The 17,249-nt window shown below is 40.8% G+C and carries 7 protein-coding genes; 1 reads left to right on the top strand and 6 read right to left on the bottom strand.

From position 1 onward, the window contains the following. Positions 1 to 2: 2 nt before the first annotated feature. Both FAZ19_RS18245 and FAZ19_RS18240 read right to left on the bottom strand, forming a co-directional pair. On the bottom strand, positions 3 to 3,167 hold the full coding sequence (locus FAZ19_RS18245) for a SusC/RagA family TonB-linked outer membrane protein (RefSeq protein WP_136822192.1): 3,165 nt from the start codon (positions 3,165 to 3,167) through the stop codon (positions 3 to 5). Between the two features lie 661 nt (positions 3,168 to 3,828). Next, positions 3,829 to 7,239, bottom strand: a complete 3,411-nt coding sequence (locus FAZ19_RS18240; protein WP_136822191.1) for a family 43 glycosylhydrolase — start codon at positions 7,237 to 7,239, stop codon at positions 3,829 to 3,831. A gap of 393 nt (positions 7,240 to 7,632) precedes the next feature. Here FAZ19_RS18240 and FAZ19_RS18235 point away from each other — a divergent pair, with 393 nt between their 5' ends. Next, positions 7,633 to 10,338: a DUF5695 domain-containing protein gene (locus FAZ19_RS18235; protein ID WP_211245533.1), complete on the top strand. Its 2,706-nt coding sequence runs from the start codon at positions 7,633 to 7,635 to the stop codon at positions 10,336 to 10,338. A gap of 189 nt (positions 10,339 to 10,527) precedes the next feature. Here FAZ19_RS18235 and FAZ19_RS18230 read toward each other — a convergent pair whose 3' ends face one another. The 4 genes from FAZ19_RS18230 to FAZ19_RS18215 are packed head-to-tail and all read right to left on the bottom strand — an operon-like array spanning position 10,528 to position 17,244. After that, positions 10,528 to 12,762, bottom strand: coding sequence for a S9 family peptidase (locus FAZ19_RS18230; RefSeq protein ID WP_136822190.1), 2,235 nt, complete (start codon positions 12,760 to 12,762; stop codon positions 10,528 to 10,530). Beyond that, on the bottom strand, positions 12,749 to 14,182 hold the full coding sequence (locus tag FAZ19_RS18225; RefSeq protein ID WP_136822189.1) for an APC family permease: 1,434 nt from the start codon (positions 14,180 to 14,182) through the stop codon (positions 12,749 to 12,751). Before FAZ19_RS18225 ends, FAZ19_RS18230 begins: the two co-directional genes overlap by 14 nt. A gap of 18 nt (positions 14,183 to 14,200) precedes the next feature. Then, on the bottom strand, positions 14,201 to 15,973 hold the full coding sequence (locus tag FAZ19_RS18220) for a DUF885 family protein (RefSeq protein WP_136822188.1): 1,773 nt from the start codon (positions 15,971 to 15,973) through the stop codon (positions 14,201 to 14,203). A 14-nt stretch (positions 15,974 to 15,987) separates the two neighbouring features. Beyond that, positions 15,988 to 17,244, bottom strand: coding sequence for an NAD(P)/FAD-dependent oxidoreductase (locus FAZ19_RS18215; protein WP_136822187.1), 1,257 nt, complete (start codon positions 17,242 to 17,244; stop codon positions 15,988 to 15,990). Positions 17,245 to 17,249 lie beyond the last annotated feature (5 nt).

Here is a 17,249-nt window from a genome sequence, read left to right as displayed (position 1 = left end):
ATTTAAAAGAGTAAATCAATACCTACAGTAAATTTCTTTGGTATAGGATAACCATTACCTGTCGAGTAACCATTAGGTTCCACGGCCTCGGGATCTGGTGTATCTGACCACGATTTGATATAGAGATTATCTACCATCCCAAACACCCTCAGCGATCTAAGTTTCAACTTACTAGCCAAACTTTGCGGCAAAGAATATCCAAACTGAATATTTTTCAGTCGGACGAAACTGGCATTTTCTACGAAATAATCCTGTGCAATATGCCAGTTCTCAACCGTATTGGAAAATAGATTGGGATAACGAGCCTGATCGCCTGGACGTAACCAGAAGTCGGAAACGTTGAAGTCACCCGCGATAGCAGAGTTACTTCCCCATGTACTAAATAATGAGGCCGATCCTGCATCTTGTAGTCTATCGGAAAGATATCCGTTCCAAAGACTACGACCCTGAATAAATGTAATAAGCACCTGCAGGGTAAATCCCTTATATGAAAAGAAATTTGTAAAACCACCCGTGACTTTCGGATTTGGATCACCCATAGAAACTTTATCCTGATAATCGATAATATAATCGTCGTTTATATCTTGGGGTGCGGGATCTCCTGCTTTATAATATTGTCCCGTCAATCCATTTCGCAAGCGGTTTCCTGTCAAAGGATCAATGGGTACGTCTGCATCTGTAGCAAAGACACCATCTACTTTCCATACTTGGAACGGAAATAGAGGTTGACCTACATTCAACGTCCGTTCCATCCATGGGGGACCTGTTCGAAACTCACGCCCCCCATTAGGAAGTTTGGTAACCATGTTCTTATTGAAAGCGATATTGAAATTGGTATTCCATTGAAACGCGGATTCTGGTCGCAGATTAAATGTATTAATTGTTAATTCTACTCCTGAATTCCGTATATCGACAAAGTTATTAGTCAGTGCGGAGAAACCAGTGGTCAATGGTGCTTGTGACTCAAAAACCATCGCTTGGGAATTTCTGATATAATAATCTGCAGTTACATTAATACGATCTTTTATAAAATTAGCATCAAAACCAATATTAAACTGTGGTGTACGTTCCCATTTTATGCTGGACGCGGATGCCGCCCCCCCATAGTTTGGATAGGTAACACCCACTCCATTATAGGTATTAATAGCCACATTATCTCCATTGTCCAGTCTGGCTCCCTCATAATTTCCATTAAAACCTAAAGTCATATACTGCGCATAATAACTTCCAGGATCTAGACCGGTCAAACCATAACTAGAACGGAACTTCAGAAATGACACTACACTTTTCAAAGGCTCAAAAAAACGTTCTTCTGTTAGAATCCAACCAGCCGATATAGCCGGAAAAATCCCCCATCTGTTGTCTCTGCTGTAGCGCGACGATGCATCCTGACGATAGCTTCCTGACACAAGATACTTACCTTTATAATCATAACTCAGACGACCGAAGACCGATACCCGTGCCCTTTCTTGTAAATCACTCCATCCGTAAAGATCAGATCCGGAGGAGATTCCCGAAATGGACTTTACGACGGAACTGTTGTCACTATAACCAGATAGATAACGATTGTTGGTATTATTTTGTTCCATACCATACCCTAGAACTCCCGAAATATTATGAATTTCTTTTAACGTCTTATTATAATTAAAGAAGCTTTCCAACTCCCATCGCTGATTTTGATAAACCCAACTCCTTGCCCAATTCCTACGATTACTTGTGATCAAGGCTGGTTGAAAAAGATCACGTGTGTTATTATTAATGTTGTAAGAGAATTGTGTACGAAAAGATAGCTCTGGTACAAATACCTTTTTAAGGGTCACGGCCGTATTACCATTAATACTTGTTGTACGATCATTATCCATCAGATCGTCGTACCGTCCAGTATACACTCCTTCTTCGACATCGGTAATTTGCCAAAATGAAGATGGAAATCCCCAGGTCGTAAACGGATATTTACTTCCATACACCCCCTCCCCGGAACCGTGTTTGGCTCGCGTAATACCAGCGAATAGATTGGTTTCTATTTCAACATTATCCGTAGGTCTCACTTGTAAAAGCAAGCGGGGAGTAATATTATCATTTTCATACCCAATCATAACACCCTCTTCGTAATATCGCTGTGCAGAAAAACGATACGTAAAGCGATCAGACGAGGAGCCTACACTAGCATTAATGTTGTTGATCTGTGCCGATCTCAAGAACAGTCCCTGCCAATCTGTATTATTATTAAAGGCGGGATTGAGGCTATCAGTCAACATCATACTTATCTGGTTATTTGCAAACCATTGATCTTGTCCTCCAACATACAGCATATTCATTTTCAATCGACGCTCAGCAGCTCCTACCTGTATGGGTTTCATCGCTGGCATATCAGCGATCCCAGCATAGGCGGACACACGAACCTCTGGCTTACCTGTAGACGGTCTTTTTGTCTTGACAATAATAACACCATTAGCCGCACGGGCTCCATAGATGGCAGAAGCAGATGCATCTTTTAAGATATCAACAGACTCAATATCGTTCGGATTTATAGATTGTAGAGGGTTGGCTCCGTATGCTGAACCAAAATCATTCACATCATAAATAATATTATCAATTACATACAATGGAGCAGAGATCACATTATTAGCAAGCCCAAGGTTACTACTACCGCGGATATTCACAATATTGTTTGTGCCTGGTTCTCCAGACGTGCTCATCACCGCTAGACCTGCCACACGTCCCTGTAACATTGCGTCAAAAGTAGCATAAGGCGTATTTTCAAAGTCTTTCCCTTTTACTGTAGAAATAGCACCTGTGGTTTTCCGTCGCTGTATATTCTGATATCCGATAATAACAACTTCATCCATATCAGAAGAGTTTTCATCTAGAATAACGCTAACCTCGTTACTGCTAGAAATTGCGACCTCCTTGGTTATATACCCTACAGAAGTAAAAACAAGACTTTTCCCAAGTCCCGAAATACTAATCGTAAAATGTCCCCCTTCTTTTGTCGAGGTGACACCGGTCCCTCCTTTCTCCTTTATGGTCACTCCTGATAAAGGATTTCCTTGTGAACTGCTGACCTTTCCCGTAATTACAACAGACTGAGCAATCAAGTCATGTTGACAGAATACTAAAAAAATCAAAAAAACGTTCAAGATTTTAAGTAGATACATTTTTTTCATGCGTTAATTATGTTTGTTAAAATTTAGGTTAATTGCATCTAGTTATATTGTTGCTCTTTTGAACTTCAATAAGCAGAATAAAAATCACATCTGACGTACAACAATGAATAAACTAATATCCAAAATGTATTATAGCATACTATGTTTTCATTATATCAATAATTTAAAAGTTTTAAAAAAATCGATCTATGTGACGTAAACTCAGTCTAGAACTGTAATCATGCTCATCACAAACAGATACGTTATCAATTAGTTATATAGCAAATGTAACGTCAAAATGACATATTTTATCATCCGATATTCGCCTATTAAAACCATTTTTTAACCTACTTTATCCTTTACAAAAACTTTAAAAAATTAGGTTTACTGCTAATCCATATCGATACAAGAAAGCCTACTGAATATGTCTTCAGCAGGCCCACATTTATTTATGAAACAAAACACTATTTACACGAAGAATAGTCGGTCAAAAATTAACTTTTGACAACTAACACATCCGGATGACCAGTTGTTCCTTTCAGACTAAACCGACATATGTACTGGACGTCATTCAGATTATCCGTCCAACAAGCACATAATATGCCGTTTTGGTCCGCCTTTTCATCAAAGTATTTACATATTTACGATTTTTGTACTCCTGCTAACTTTAAATGGTGTATCCCTATCTAAGATAAATCCTAACCTCTTCAAATTCGCCAAACCCTTCCTGATTGTTTGTCGCGATCTGGTAAAGGCCTACTTTTAGTGTACGCCCGTTCAGATCTTCTCGTACAAAAGGAGTATTCGGTAAGTTTGTCCATGTCTTGCCGTCTTTCGAAGACCGCAGGTAGAAATATTTCCCTGACCGTTGTATTTGGATGAACGAGTCGAATATCAATCCTGTACCGGTATTTCCTTCGCGATGGATACGAGGACCAACGCTTCGTGCTAAATTGCCCAAGTTCCAACCTGTCAAAATTGTATTGTTTATATAGGATAACGGGTCATCTACATCTTGAATCATAATGCCGGCTTCGCTGGATGAGCGGGCCTGAGTGGACAATCCTGTTACATCCCTGACCTTAACCTCTACCGTAAAATCACCTTGCAGTTCCTTGTAAACAAATGGTGGCACAAGGTCATTATCGCCCCATTTCGTATGTTTCGATCCTATGCGCCAAACTTGTTGATCTAGATTAATGACTGTCTGGGTACTATCCGAGTATGAACTCACCTGATAACCATCCCAAAACGGAATTTTTCCCTCGGGGAATCTAAATATTCCTCCTACATCTATATTTGGCAAAAGTGTTGGTTTTGCGACATTCGCAGCGGCTTCCAATACCTTACTGACATTGCCAAATTCGTCTTTAGCATAAATCCGAACTGCGGAATAATCCTCCGCTTTATCAAAAAGATAATACGACTGCTTCACCCAGCCGGAGCTGATCCCGCCGCAGGAGAATAGATACAACAATCCCTTCTTATCTTCTTCAACCTGTACAAAAACATCTTTATCATTGACATAATACGGTTCGATAAACAGCGAAGGTGTATAAACAGTTAAACTATTCATTGATTTTTCCTGCCAAATACGATAACGTGCTGTAGCCTGGCCCGCTGAAAACCCCTCTTCATAGGCATTAAAAAAATGAAAAGCTGTTTTAAAGAAGATCGACTGATCTTCTATCGCAAATAGCTTTTTCAAATCTCTTAAATTACCCAATTCACCATTTTTAAAACATACAGCTTTACCCTGACGGTGAATAAGCATATAATGGTTCCATTTCTTTCCATCAAAAAGATCGAACTCCAACGTATAGTTCTCTTTAGCCAACACCCTTTGTAATAAAGGGTGTTGAAGTCTATTTATTTCCAAAGCGGTTCGCTGACCGATAATCCTTACTACAGCACCATCGATAGAAATGGCCGTCGCATTGACCGATCCGTGATTTTTTAAAAGAGTAATCGGCCCCAGATCCAGGTCATCAGTTTGAATAGCAAAATACCCAGTCGTCTCGGACTCCGCCGCGTATCGGTCTTTTATTACCTCTACAGGCATATTTTCATTGTAAACCTTCAAGTCTGCCAAATAACCGCTAAAGTTATTATCCAATAGATCTGAAGCACCGACAACAAATGCATCACCACCACGGACATACAACATGCGATTTTGTTCGCTTTGCATAATACCGTCGACATAAATGCGTTCCATATACCCATCGAAACCAATAACTACATAATGCCATTGATCTGCTACAGGAAAGGTTTTATAACCCAAATCTGGCCAAGAACCATGCACAACAGCCCCTCTTTGGGGATCACTGCCAACACCAAATATCGCCCTGGTCATATCTTGGCTTCCTTTGGACCAAGTCAGTACATGCTCAAGTCGATCTACCGAAGGGTTGTTTATCCACATGGCTACCGTGTACGGACTATTACCTTCAAGGGATTGCGGTACACCAAAGGTGGAGCGAAATGAAACAGAACCATCAAAGAAAAAAGCTTGCTTACCTTGGTACTGCTTAACCAGCACCTGTTGTTCGCTCTTCAGCTCCTCACCGAGCAAACCCTTATTTTGAATCGTCGATAGTCGCTGTCCCTCCCGATAATCCGAAGCCTGCAAATGGATCAAATTACCTAAAACCTGCTTTGTTGACGGCATAGACTGTGGTGCTGACCAAATTGTCTCTTTCTTTAATCGATCATTGTAAACACTGATATTCCAGACACCACGAGGTAACCCGGGCAGTTGGGTATTCCATATTTTCAAACGTACATAGCGTGCCTTTGCTTTACCGTGCTCCAGTACCGGACTAGCCCAACGATTGTTTACCGATTGATCAGCAAATGTTGTCCAATACTCACCATCTTCCGATGTTTCGAGCGTATACTGATAGGCATATGTGGGGTATTCAAACTGAATCTCCACCGTCTGCACATCCTCTGATTTACCCAAATCAACACTTATCCAAGCAGGTTGCTGATTTTCTTTTGCTCTCCATAGCGTTCCGTTATTATCGTCAACTGCAAAAGAAGGTTTGAAGTCATCGTTATAATAGGAAGAAACTTCTATCGATTTGCCAAAAGCTCTATCTTCCGGATAAGAAGTGGGTTTTGACAAATCTTTAATTCCCTCATGTGTCGGAACAATATTTTTAATGTCACCATCAGCGTTAAAAAAAAGCTCATCTATTGCGACCTGACGGTGGAATCCTCCTCCTGAATGGGGATTATTGTGTCTATGATAGACAATAAAATAACGTCCATCAACTTCCAAAATACTATGGTGACCAGGTCCGTGAATCGTACCGTCGGTATTAGTGACCAAAATAGGATTGTGATCTGGATATTCGAACGGTCCCATAGGGCCTACCTTGCTTTTGGCATACTGTACCCGATAAGAATGATCCTCACAATGACCGGATGAGTACATAAAATAGTAAACTCCGTTACGTTTGAATACATAAGGCGCCTCAAAGAAATCTATAGCTACGGTATTGGGTATTAATTCGATTTTCTCAAAGCTCTTCATATCGTGATTGAGCAATCCTACTGCACATCCGTGATCTGGATAGATACCCCAGGTCCCCCAGTACATATACATCTTGCCATCGTCATCGGTAAATGTCTGTGCATCTAAGGTGATAACTCCTGGAATCATATAATTGGGAATAATAGACTTTCCATTCGGCACCAAAGGTTCCCACGGTCCTACCGGGCTATCGGAGACCGCTCCGAAAATCTCCACGGGTTGGCTGTAATACAGATAATATCTGCCGTCATATCCTTTGGTCATGTCCGGGGCCCAATACCAATGGGTATTCGGCCAATTCATCGGTTGAATGGTCCAATTTATAAAATCTTCAGATGTCCACACCTGCGATGGTCCTGCCCCCCAACCATTGCCATCGGTAGTAGCATAGATATAATACGTATCACCTATCTTCTTTATGGTCGGGTCAGCAAAGTAGCCTGGCAGGATAGGATTTAAATGGCCCGGCTGCTGGTGCTTCTTTAGCTGCTGTGCGTGGCTCAAATTCACCCAACTGCACAGAAATAAGATCAAGACTTTAAAAATCTGCTTCATAAATTTTGTTATTGTAACGACATTGCAAGATACTTTGATATAGGCAAGAATTGTTTTTATATTTTAATGAATACCAATCGAATATTAACATAACAAAAATTAGATTTATAGAACAGCTTTCTTTACTTGTTCTCTTGTGTATTTCAAGCTAACGTACAGATAAACCCACTTATAAGTTCTTTTTCATTCTGTGGAAATTAAAGTTTAATCGTAAATACAGTTTACTATCCAAATAGTTTATATGCTCGAAAAACTACCCACCACGGATAACTATGTTGAAATTGGGGAGTAACTACAGTGGAACGTTTAAGTTTCAATATCAATAATTAATAAAAATCAGTTAAAATATGAGCCTTTCTTCTAAAAGAAGAATCATATTTTGCAAAAAAAATAATGATGAAACTATACATAACAATACTATCCGCAATAGTGACGTGGTTACCTACCACATATAGCTATTCCCAGACAGGACCGTGGGATCGATTTGAAAGTCGCCCGCAGACAATAGATCTAAGCAAAGGTTATCTTGACTTTCAAGTAAATAAACTCGTTCTCCAGCTCGCTAAAGCATCACAGACAGTTACCCAGCTAAAACTAAACGGTGATACATCTTTCGATTATACCCCCGACGAATTGTTACTTAAACGCGCTAAAAATAGTTTTTACCATCTGGGAGACATCAATATCGCTCTTAAACGCAAAGATAATACTTGGGTGAAATATTCTTCTGCAGAGAACAGAAAAGACGTCATACCGCTGGAAACCGAGGCTGGGCAATTATCAAAAGCTGACATCACCTCGACCCTAAATGAAATTCCCCTAAAAGTTGTCCGTATATGGGAACGTCTTGATGAAGATCTTGTGCTTCGTTTTCATATAGAGAATAACACGACCGATGATATAGAAATAGGAGGACTTGGTATACCCATGATTTTCAATAACAACATGGATTGGAAGTCTCTAGACGTAGCACATCACGACAATCTCTTTTTTGACCCTTACATTGGTCTCGATGCGGGATATCTTCAAGTAAACAGGCTTCACGGACTTGGAGAGTCTTTACTCGTATTACCTCTTGTTAATACCCCATTTGAAGCGTACAATCCTCTCAACACAGATCCTACCCCAAAAAGCATTACGTTTGAAGGTTTTCATGAATGGGTTATTCACTCCAAAGCCTATGCACAAACAGATTGGGCCGGTGTCGAACAATGGAATAAACCGACGGCAACAACGTTAAAAAAAGGAGAATCCAAAGATTTTGCGCTTCGCTTCGTCCTATCTCCTAATATTAAACAGGTGGAAAACAAACTGATAGAGAAGAAACGGCCAGTCGCGGTAGGAGCTCCAGGCTACCTAATCGCCATGGATGCCCCGGCAAAACTTTTCATCAAACATGTACAGCGCATCAAGGATATCGAAATCTATCCCGCCAATAGCCTTTCTCTTAAAAAGTTAAAAAACACCAAAAATGGCTGGACACAGTACATCGTAGAGGGCAACACCTGGGGAAGATCACGCGTCACGGTAACATATGCTGATGGGAGTAAACAAAGTATAAATTATAAAGTTATAAAGTCTGAGAAGGACGTTGTAAATGATTTAGGAAACTTCCTAACCACCCAACAATGGTATGAAAATCCAACTGACTTATTTGGCAGATCGCCATCGGTCATCTCTTACGATTACGAAGAAAAACGTCTTATAACACAGGAATCTAGAGCTTGGTATGCCGGGCTAAGTGACGAGGCCGGTGCTGCAAGCTGGTTGGCGGCAATGATGAAACAAATACTTCAACCCAATCCACAGGAAATCAGCAAGCTCAAACGATTCGCTGATGAAACCATGTTTAACCGGATACAACATCGCAGTGGCGATAAACAGTATGGCGTTGTAAAAAGTTTATTTTATTATGAACCAGATTCTTTTCCTAAAGGAACATACAGTGATTCAATCAATTATAAAACATGGTCTGCCTGGCCGAAAAAAGAAGCTGACAATATCGGAAGATCATATAATTATCCACACGTAACTGCTGCCCATTGGGTGTTATATCGCCTAGCACGCAATTACAACAATCTTATCCCCGAAGACCAGTGGAAAACCCATCTAGAAAGGGCTTATCGTACGGTCGTTGCGATGGTGGAGTTTGCGCCCCATTATGCGCAATTCGGACAAATGGAAGGCAGCATCTTTCTCATTACATTAAGTGATCTTCGTCGCGAAGGATTAGATGATTGGGCCAATCATTTAGAGAAGTTGATGAGAGACCGCGCAATGCATTGGAAAACATTAAATTACCCGTTTGGCAGCGAGATGCCTTGGGATTCTACTGGTCAGGAAGAAGTTTACCTATGGTCTCGTTATTTCGGCTTCGATGATAAGGCGCAAGTAACGCTCAATGCAATTTTGGCCTATGCGCCCAATATTCCACACTGGGGATACCATGGTAGCGCCAGAAGATATTGGGATTTTGTATACGGAGGTAAGCTTTCTCGAATTGAAAGACAACTACATCATTATGGATCTGCTCTTAACGCTATTCCGGTACTTACCGAATACCGCAGCAATCCGGATGACTTTTACCTATTACGTGTAGGTCATGCAGGCATGATGGGAGCCCTAGCAAACGTTACCGAAGACGGTTTTGGTCCCGCTGCATTTCACTCCTACCCTTCCACATTAGCCAACGATGGTATTTCAGGAGACTATGGATCAGGTTTCTATGGATACGCTGTTAATTCTGGAACCTATGTCATCGATCATCCGGAATTTGGTTGGCTGGCATTCAGTGGAAATCTCGTAGAAAACAAAAACAATATACATGTAGAAATTAAGACAGCTTCGAAGGCCAGAATTTTCTTTGCCTCTGAAGAAGCGTGGATAAATCTAGATGCTGGAGAAGTCAACAAATTTATATTTGATAAGAAATCTAAATCCATTACATTGGAGTTGGGAGGCACTGAATTTATCAATAATTTTCTGCTTAATATTAACGAAGAATCAGGTTATATTATTCCAGACAGCGAAAAGGATAGTTTAGGAAGGTATATAATCCCTAAAACCTCAACATCAATCGTGCTCAAAAAGAAAGGGTAGTATTTAGGTTATTTGGATTTAATGTAATAGCCTGAAATGATTAAGAAAGAAGAGGGGACCAGCTGGTTCCCTCTTCTTTCTTAATATCCCTAAATTTCCTGTATCCGTACTATTTGTTATTAGCCGTTTGGCAAATCCTTACCTTCAATTTTACTTATTGAAAAGATCGGCACTGGACTCTAACTTATCTCAATATGCATCCCAAACCGGAGGATCAACCCCCAACAGATGTTTCACAAAAAAGTCTCTCCGCTTCTTTTCGCCAAAATCACCCCCTGAGGAATGCCCCATTCCAGGAACCATAATAAATTCGTGATCCTTATCCGCCTTGATCAACGCATCAACCAATTGATAGGTCGACGAGGGATCAACATTATCGTCCACTTCTCCAACTATTAACAAGAGCTTACCTTCTAGTTTACCGGCATTTTCGGTGTTGGAACATTCTGCATAATGAGGTCCAATAGGCCATCCCATCCACTGCTCATTCCACCATATTTTATCCATACGATTATCATGACATCCGCAGGATGATACGCCGACCTTGTAGAACTCTGGATGAAATAGCAATGCGCCTGTGGAGCTTTGTCCGCCCGCAGAAGTGCCATAGATACCTACCTTTTCCAAATCCATATAGGGATAATTTTTCGATGCAGCTTTCATCCATGCAATACGATCCGGAAAACCTGCATCTTTGAGATTCTTCCATGCGACATCATGAAAAACCTTAGACCGATTAGACGTGCCCATTCCATCTATCTGAACCACTATAAAGCCTAGCTCTGCCAATTCATGCATTCCGCTTGGGTTAGGATAAAAGCTTTTGGGCACAAAAGAACTATGTGGACCAGCATAGATGTATTCAATGACTGGATATTTTTTTGATGCATCAAAATTCGTGGGTCGGATAATAATTCCCCAAATATCCGTTTGACCATCCCTTCCCTTCGCGGAAAAGACTTCTGGCTTCTGCCAATTAACTGACAAAAGATCACTTATATCGCCTCGCTCAAGTTCCATTATCACTTTCCCCATACTATTCCTCAACACCATTGTTGGAACCTCATCAACACGGGAATAGATATCTACAAACGAACTGAATTCTGCATTAAAATATCCCTGATGGTTTGCATTCTCCTTGGTCAATTCTTTCAAGTTTTTACCGTCGAAATCGACCGAATAATATTGAATTAAATACGGATCAAATTTCGGATTCTTACCACTCGCTTCAAAAATAATCTTTCTACTTTCTTCGTCCACGTGCACGACCTTGCGAACGACCCAATTACCCTTTGTGATTTGGTTTTTAACCTCTCCAGACACACCATCATATAGATAGAGGTGATTCCAGCCATCCCGCTCCGACGCCCAGATAATTTCCTGCCCGTCTTTTACGTCTTTTCTATATCTCTTTCCGCTGTAATCAATAAACGTCTTGTTAACCTCGTGGATAAGTGACCGGGTATTGCCGGAAGAAGCATCTAATTCGATCACATCAAATTGCTGATGTCCTCTTCTATTATATTCAAAAGTAATCGCTCTACTATCTTTCCGCCATTCTATTCGCGATAGCGAAAACTGATTTTCGAGTGCCCTTTGATCAGCTCTATATAACTGCTGTTGATCTATATTATATATTACGGGATAGCACTGTGGTAATACATCGCCGGGCTTAACGTAATCTCGGGTCTGTAACTTCGGCTGAAGTTGATCAGCGGGAGAAGACTCCAATAACGTCAGTATGCGAATTGCTGCTTTACGCACCCGACTAGTGGATACTTTCTTGGAATCCGGGGACCAATGTATATGGGCTGAATAATACTCCTCGGGATTTCCATCAAACGTTAATTGCTTTTCAGATTTTCCATCATCTTTTTGGGCGATATAGAGATTACTGTTCTTTATAAATGCGACATACTTCTCATCCGGTGAAGTGATAGCCTCTCCCTTGCTATCATCAAATTTTTGTCCCCAATATTGACCACGGCGATTGGTATTAACGGCAATTTCTTTCACCTTACGAATGCTTCTTTCTGTTCTATTCCATTCCCAGATATTACCTTCCGCCTCAATCTCAAGAATATTCAAGTTTTTGATTTTTACTTTGTCACTGGCCAAGTGACGAAGCGTTACATCCTTCTTTAGCTCGCCTTTCAGCGCATCGGACAATTCCGACAAAGTAAGTAAAACTGTTTTGGTTTGATGGACAGCGTCGACCAAAATATATTCTCTCCCATCTTTAATAGGTTTATCGTACCAGAATAACGTTCCTTCTTCGTTCCAGTTTATTTGGCCTGGTATATTATATATTTTATTACTAAAATCCTTACGGACCGTCTTAGCGCGCTTGTAATCTTCTAAAGATCCTTGAGCTACAGCGGAACTCGAAATAAAAAGCAGTAAAATTGTCTTAATTAGTCTCATCAGAAATATTTCCTTTTGTCGGTTTTATAAAATAGTAGATTGGTACGCCTAGAAGGGCTATGATGATACCAGGCCAAGTATAGTTGGGTTTGAAAGCAACCATAAGCAAAATAAAAGCCAATCCCATAAGGATATATAGCACTGGTAAAAAGGGGTATCCGAAAGCCTTGTAAGGTCTTTCTATACCTGGTTTGGTAATACGTAAGCGAATAACGCCGGCCACCGCCAAAACATAGAAAATAACCACAACACACGTAATCATATCCAATAAATCACCATATTTGCCGCTTAAACACCACAGACTGGCAATTAGGCACTGAATCCAAAGTGCATTGGAAGGAACGGAATTTTGATTCAATTTCCCTACCTTTTTAAAGAAGAGTCCATCCTGCGCCATCGAATAATATACGCGGGCTCCAGACAAAATAATACCATTGTTACACCCAAATGTACTTATCATAATCATGACTGCTATGATCGTGATTCCAAAGGAGCCAAAAATCTCTTGCGCCGCACTCATTGCTATACGGTCCTTCTCTGCATTGACCATCTGTTCCATGGACAATACACTGGTATACATCAAATTGGTCATCAAGTAAATAAGCGTCACAATGATTACGCCCAGCGCAAGACTAAGTCCTATGTTGCGTTGTGGATTTTTGATTTCGCCTGCCACAGCCGAAGAGGAATGCCAAGAATCACTGCTGAAAAGTGCCCCTACCATGGCTGCCGAAAATGCACCTAACGCTCCTAATGTACTGTAATCTGTGAAGCTACCGTCTTTATTCAGGTACTGCAGTTTCCAAACATTTTCCGCTGTCCAGTTTAGATTCCATATCTCGTGCCTGAAGGCCAAAAAACCGAATAAGACAAGAAGAAGTAAACTCAGAATCTTGACCAACGTAAGTGTTGTTTGAATTAGCTTGCCACTTTTTACCCCCCGGGTATTAATAAAGGTCAAAAGAATGATAACGCCAATGGAGAGCATCTGTGCGGAGGAAATATGAAAGGTATTCCATGTGAATAGATAAACATCTTCATCCAAAACGGGGAATAGATAGCCTGTAAACTTGGCAAATGCAACTCCTACAGCAGCAATCGTAGCCGTTTGAATAACGGCAAAGAAAGTCCAGCCGAAAACAAAGCTCACGAGCGGGTTATAGGCTTCACGTAAATAAACATATTGACCACCTGCCTTGGGAAACATAGCACTCAGCTCCCCATAGCTAAGCGCAGCCGTTAATGTCATAAATCCGCAGATAATCCACACAAGCATCATCCATCCGGCAGAACCAGTGTTACGGGCAATATCTGCCGAAACGATAAAAATACCTGAGCCAATCATACTACCTGACACCAGCATAACGGCATCGAGCAGTCCTAGAGATTTCTTGAACTCTTGTGCTTTTTCTTCTATCATAATATTAGGTATAAAAGCTTAGTTAAAATTATAAAATTCCCATTTCGTTTCGTGGTTTGGAGACAGGTTTTGGTTCATGAGAATTGCTCGCAACATCTCCATGGGCAAATAATTCTCCTTTATTACCTTGTCATGAAATTCTTTATAGCTCATTCTTCCGGTACCGACCATTTCATCGCTGATACTAAGCAGCTGAAGACCACCAATCATATAAGCTAATTGATATAAAGGATCATACGACCCTTCAAAAGAACGCTTTACTTCTCCGTGTGCATTGGCAGGTTCGTGGCCTACTTGCTTTACGAGGTAATCAATACACTGTTGTGGGCTCCATTCCCCGGTATGGAATTTGATGCTAAAGGTGATGCGAGCACAACGGTGCATACGCCAAAAAAGCATACCAATACGTTCTTCAGGAGTCTGAGCGAATCCCATTCTATATAAAAGTAATTCCCAATACAGCGTCCATCCCTCGGTCCAAAAGGGAGTATTAAAATTCTGTTCCCGATAAGGCTTGTGTCTCCTATTCATAAAATATTGGAGATGATGACCAGGAATTAACTCATGCTGTACAGTACCCAAAGAAAAATGTGGATTGTTGCCGCGCATACTCATCATCTTTTGTTCGTAGGTCATTCCGTCAGTTGGATATGATATACTGATTTCCCGCCCCCCTGTAAAAAATGGATTCACCAATTGCCGTTCAGGTGTCATCATAATCATGCCCCATGTTTCATCGGCCAGTGGCGGAATATCCATCAATTCATTCTTTTGAATGAAAGTCTGGGCTTTGTCATATAGCATATTTATCAAATCAGGTTGCTTCCCTTCAGCTACATAGGAATTTTTCACCTTTTCCTGAGCGGCTTGCCAGTTGTCTCCAAATCCCATTTCACGAGAAGCTTTTAAGAGCTCTCCCACACACCAGTTCCATTCCTTTTCGGCAATACGCAAAAGTTCGTCTGTATTATAGGCAATCATTTCATCCTTTAACTTCTTATTGAGCGCATCTTTTCCTATTGGCTTTCCTCCAATATTGCTACCGTCTTCAAATACCTTCCAGTCGCTCTTTTTTTGCAATGCTACTTTGTACGTTTCCAGTTTTTCCTGTAAACTCTCATAGGATAAGGGCACCCACCAGGTAAACATTGGATCGTAACCATTGTAAAAGTCAAATGAACTTTCTAAACGCAATTTTAACGATTCTACGATCGACACCAGATAAAAAACATCATCGGCTTCGATCAATTCCTTTTCTTTTAACACGATAAGTTCTTGATCGATCATCTCTTTCGCTTTTTCTAAGGAAGTCGCGACCATCTTTCCATCAACCGAAGCACCCCTGCGACGATTCTTTTCCAAGGTAAGGATCACATCAGCAAATGGCAAATAGCCCTCAAGGCGCTGATATCTCGTCAATATCTTTTGTAATTCCTCTTGATGATGGATAATTTTTTTTTGCAAGAGGATATAATCTACTTGCCCATTGGTATTCAACTTCTCGAAATCAACTTTCTTCAGTTTCTCGAGGTATTCTTTATCCAACTGTAACAACCTATTTATCTGCTCCTGCGAAGGTGCAACTTCTTGGAACCCCCAACCTTTAGGCATCGGCCCATAAAAATAATTGATAGCCTGTAAATCATGTCGGTATTGGATTACATAAGGTTCGATCGGTGTCGTATGTTGGTATAAATCCATTTCTTGTGCGGTTGTTGACAAAGCTGTATAGAGTAATATGGCCACGATCCCATATTTTATCCACACACGCTGTTTGAGTTTGTTTATCATTTAACTTCTCCTTTTTAATTAAACCTATCCGGTGCAAAACCGGCGATATCAGTATCGGGTGCACCGCCTGACAACAGATTGGATATCGCCTTGCCATATGCTGGCCCGAGACTAAGTCCCATCATCCCTCCCCCACCTGCAATGCTTAAATTGGAATATTTTTTTATCCTTCCGAGGTAGGGCAATCCATCTGGTGAACAGGGGCGATAGCCAAACCATACATCATCGGGATAATCTACTTGTAAATCTGGAAAATATTTAGGGATGGATTCTACTATTCCTTTAACCCGATTGGTATATATTCGATCATTTGCAGGACCAAGTTCCATCGTACCACTAAATCTAATCTGATTGTTCATTGGTGTAACTGCCACTCGGGCTTCCAACAACAATGCAGCGTGTATCATAGATGTTTCAGATTCGGGATTGTACATAAATGAATATCCCTTTCCTGGCATAAGTGGTGTTTTAATACCTAGTTTTGTCGTCAATATAGGAAGTGTGGCGCCACCTGTAATAACAATTTCATCTGCCTTATATTGTCCTCCCGAGGTCCTTACCTCAGTTACTTTATTACCCGAAAAGGTAAATCCTGTCACGGTACACTGGTAATGAAATGCAACTCCATGTTTTTTCAAATATTCAGTAAGCGCGCTCATTAGTTTCGGTGGATACATAATTCCATCCGACTTATAAAGTATACCTCCAAGTGTATCCATTCGGAGATTAGGTTCTAATGCTTGAATACCATCTTTGTCGTACAGTTCTACGTCCAAGCCCAGTTGTTGGGCACGTTCGGCTAACTCCCGTTCTTCATGTTCAACTTCCTTGGATTTATAAAGCATCATGATTCCATTCTGACGCAGTTCAAAATCAAAACCTTCTTGGCTCGCAAGCTCGTCATACAATTTACTGCTTGATAGATTTAAATCTCTAATGGCCTCCGCCTGTCGATTAACATGCTTTTGATTTGCATGCTGCAGAAACTTCAGTCCCCAATCTATCAACGAAAGATTTAACGTCGGTCGCACATAAAAAGGACTCTTACTATTTAACATCCATTTTACACCCTGTGCTACGATCCCAGGAGCAGCCAAAGGGGTAAAGTGACTAGGTACGATCATACCGGCATTACCGTACGAACAGTTGTCGAGCCCATCTGACTTTTCAAGAATACATACTTCCCAACCATCTTTAACCAAATAATATGCAGTAGACAGTCCTGCAATCCCAGCTCCTATTACAATAACTTTTCCTTTATTATTAGACACGATAT

This window comes from Sphingobacterium alkalisoli, from assembly GCF_005049105.1.
Lineage (GTDB): Bacteria > Bacteroidota > Bacteroidia > Sphingobacteriales > Sphingobacteriaceae > Sphingobacterium > Sphingobacterium alkalisoli.
The sequence above is the reverse complement of the archived record's forward strand: the minus strand, read 5'-3'. Positions and strand labels throughout refer to the sequence as shown.

Coding starts and splice junctions, on each gene's coding strand:
- FAZ19_RS18245 (WP_136822192.1), bottom strand. CDS start 3,167: ATGAAAAAAATGTATCTACTTAAAATCTTGAACGTTTTTTTGATTTTT.
- FAZ19_RS18230 (WP_136822190.1), bottom strand. CDS start 12,762: ATGAGACTAATTAAGACAATTTTACTGCTTTTTATTTCGAGTTCCGCT.
- FAZ19_RS18235 (WP_211245533.1), top strand. CDS start 7,633: ATGATGAAACTATACATAACAATACTATCCGCAATAGTGACGTGGTTA.
- FAZ19_RS18225 (WP_136822189.1), bottom strand. CDS start 14,182: ATGATAGAAGAAAAAGCACAAGAGTTCAAGAAATCTCTAGGACTGCTC.
- FAZ19_RS18220 (WP_136822188.1), bottom strand. CDS start 15,973: ATGATAAACAAACTCAAACAGCGTGTGTGGATAAAATATGGGATCGTG.
- FAZ19_RS18240 (WP_136822191.1), bottom strand. CDS start 7,239: ATGAAGCAGATTTTTAAAGTCTTGATCTTATTTCTGTGCAGTTGGGTG.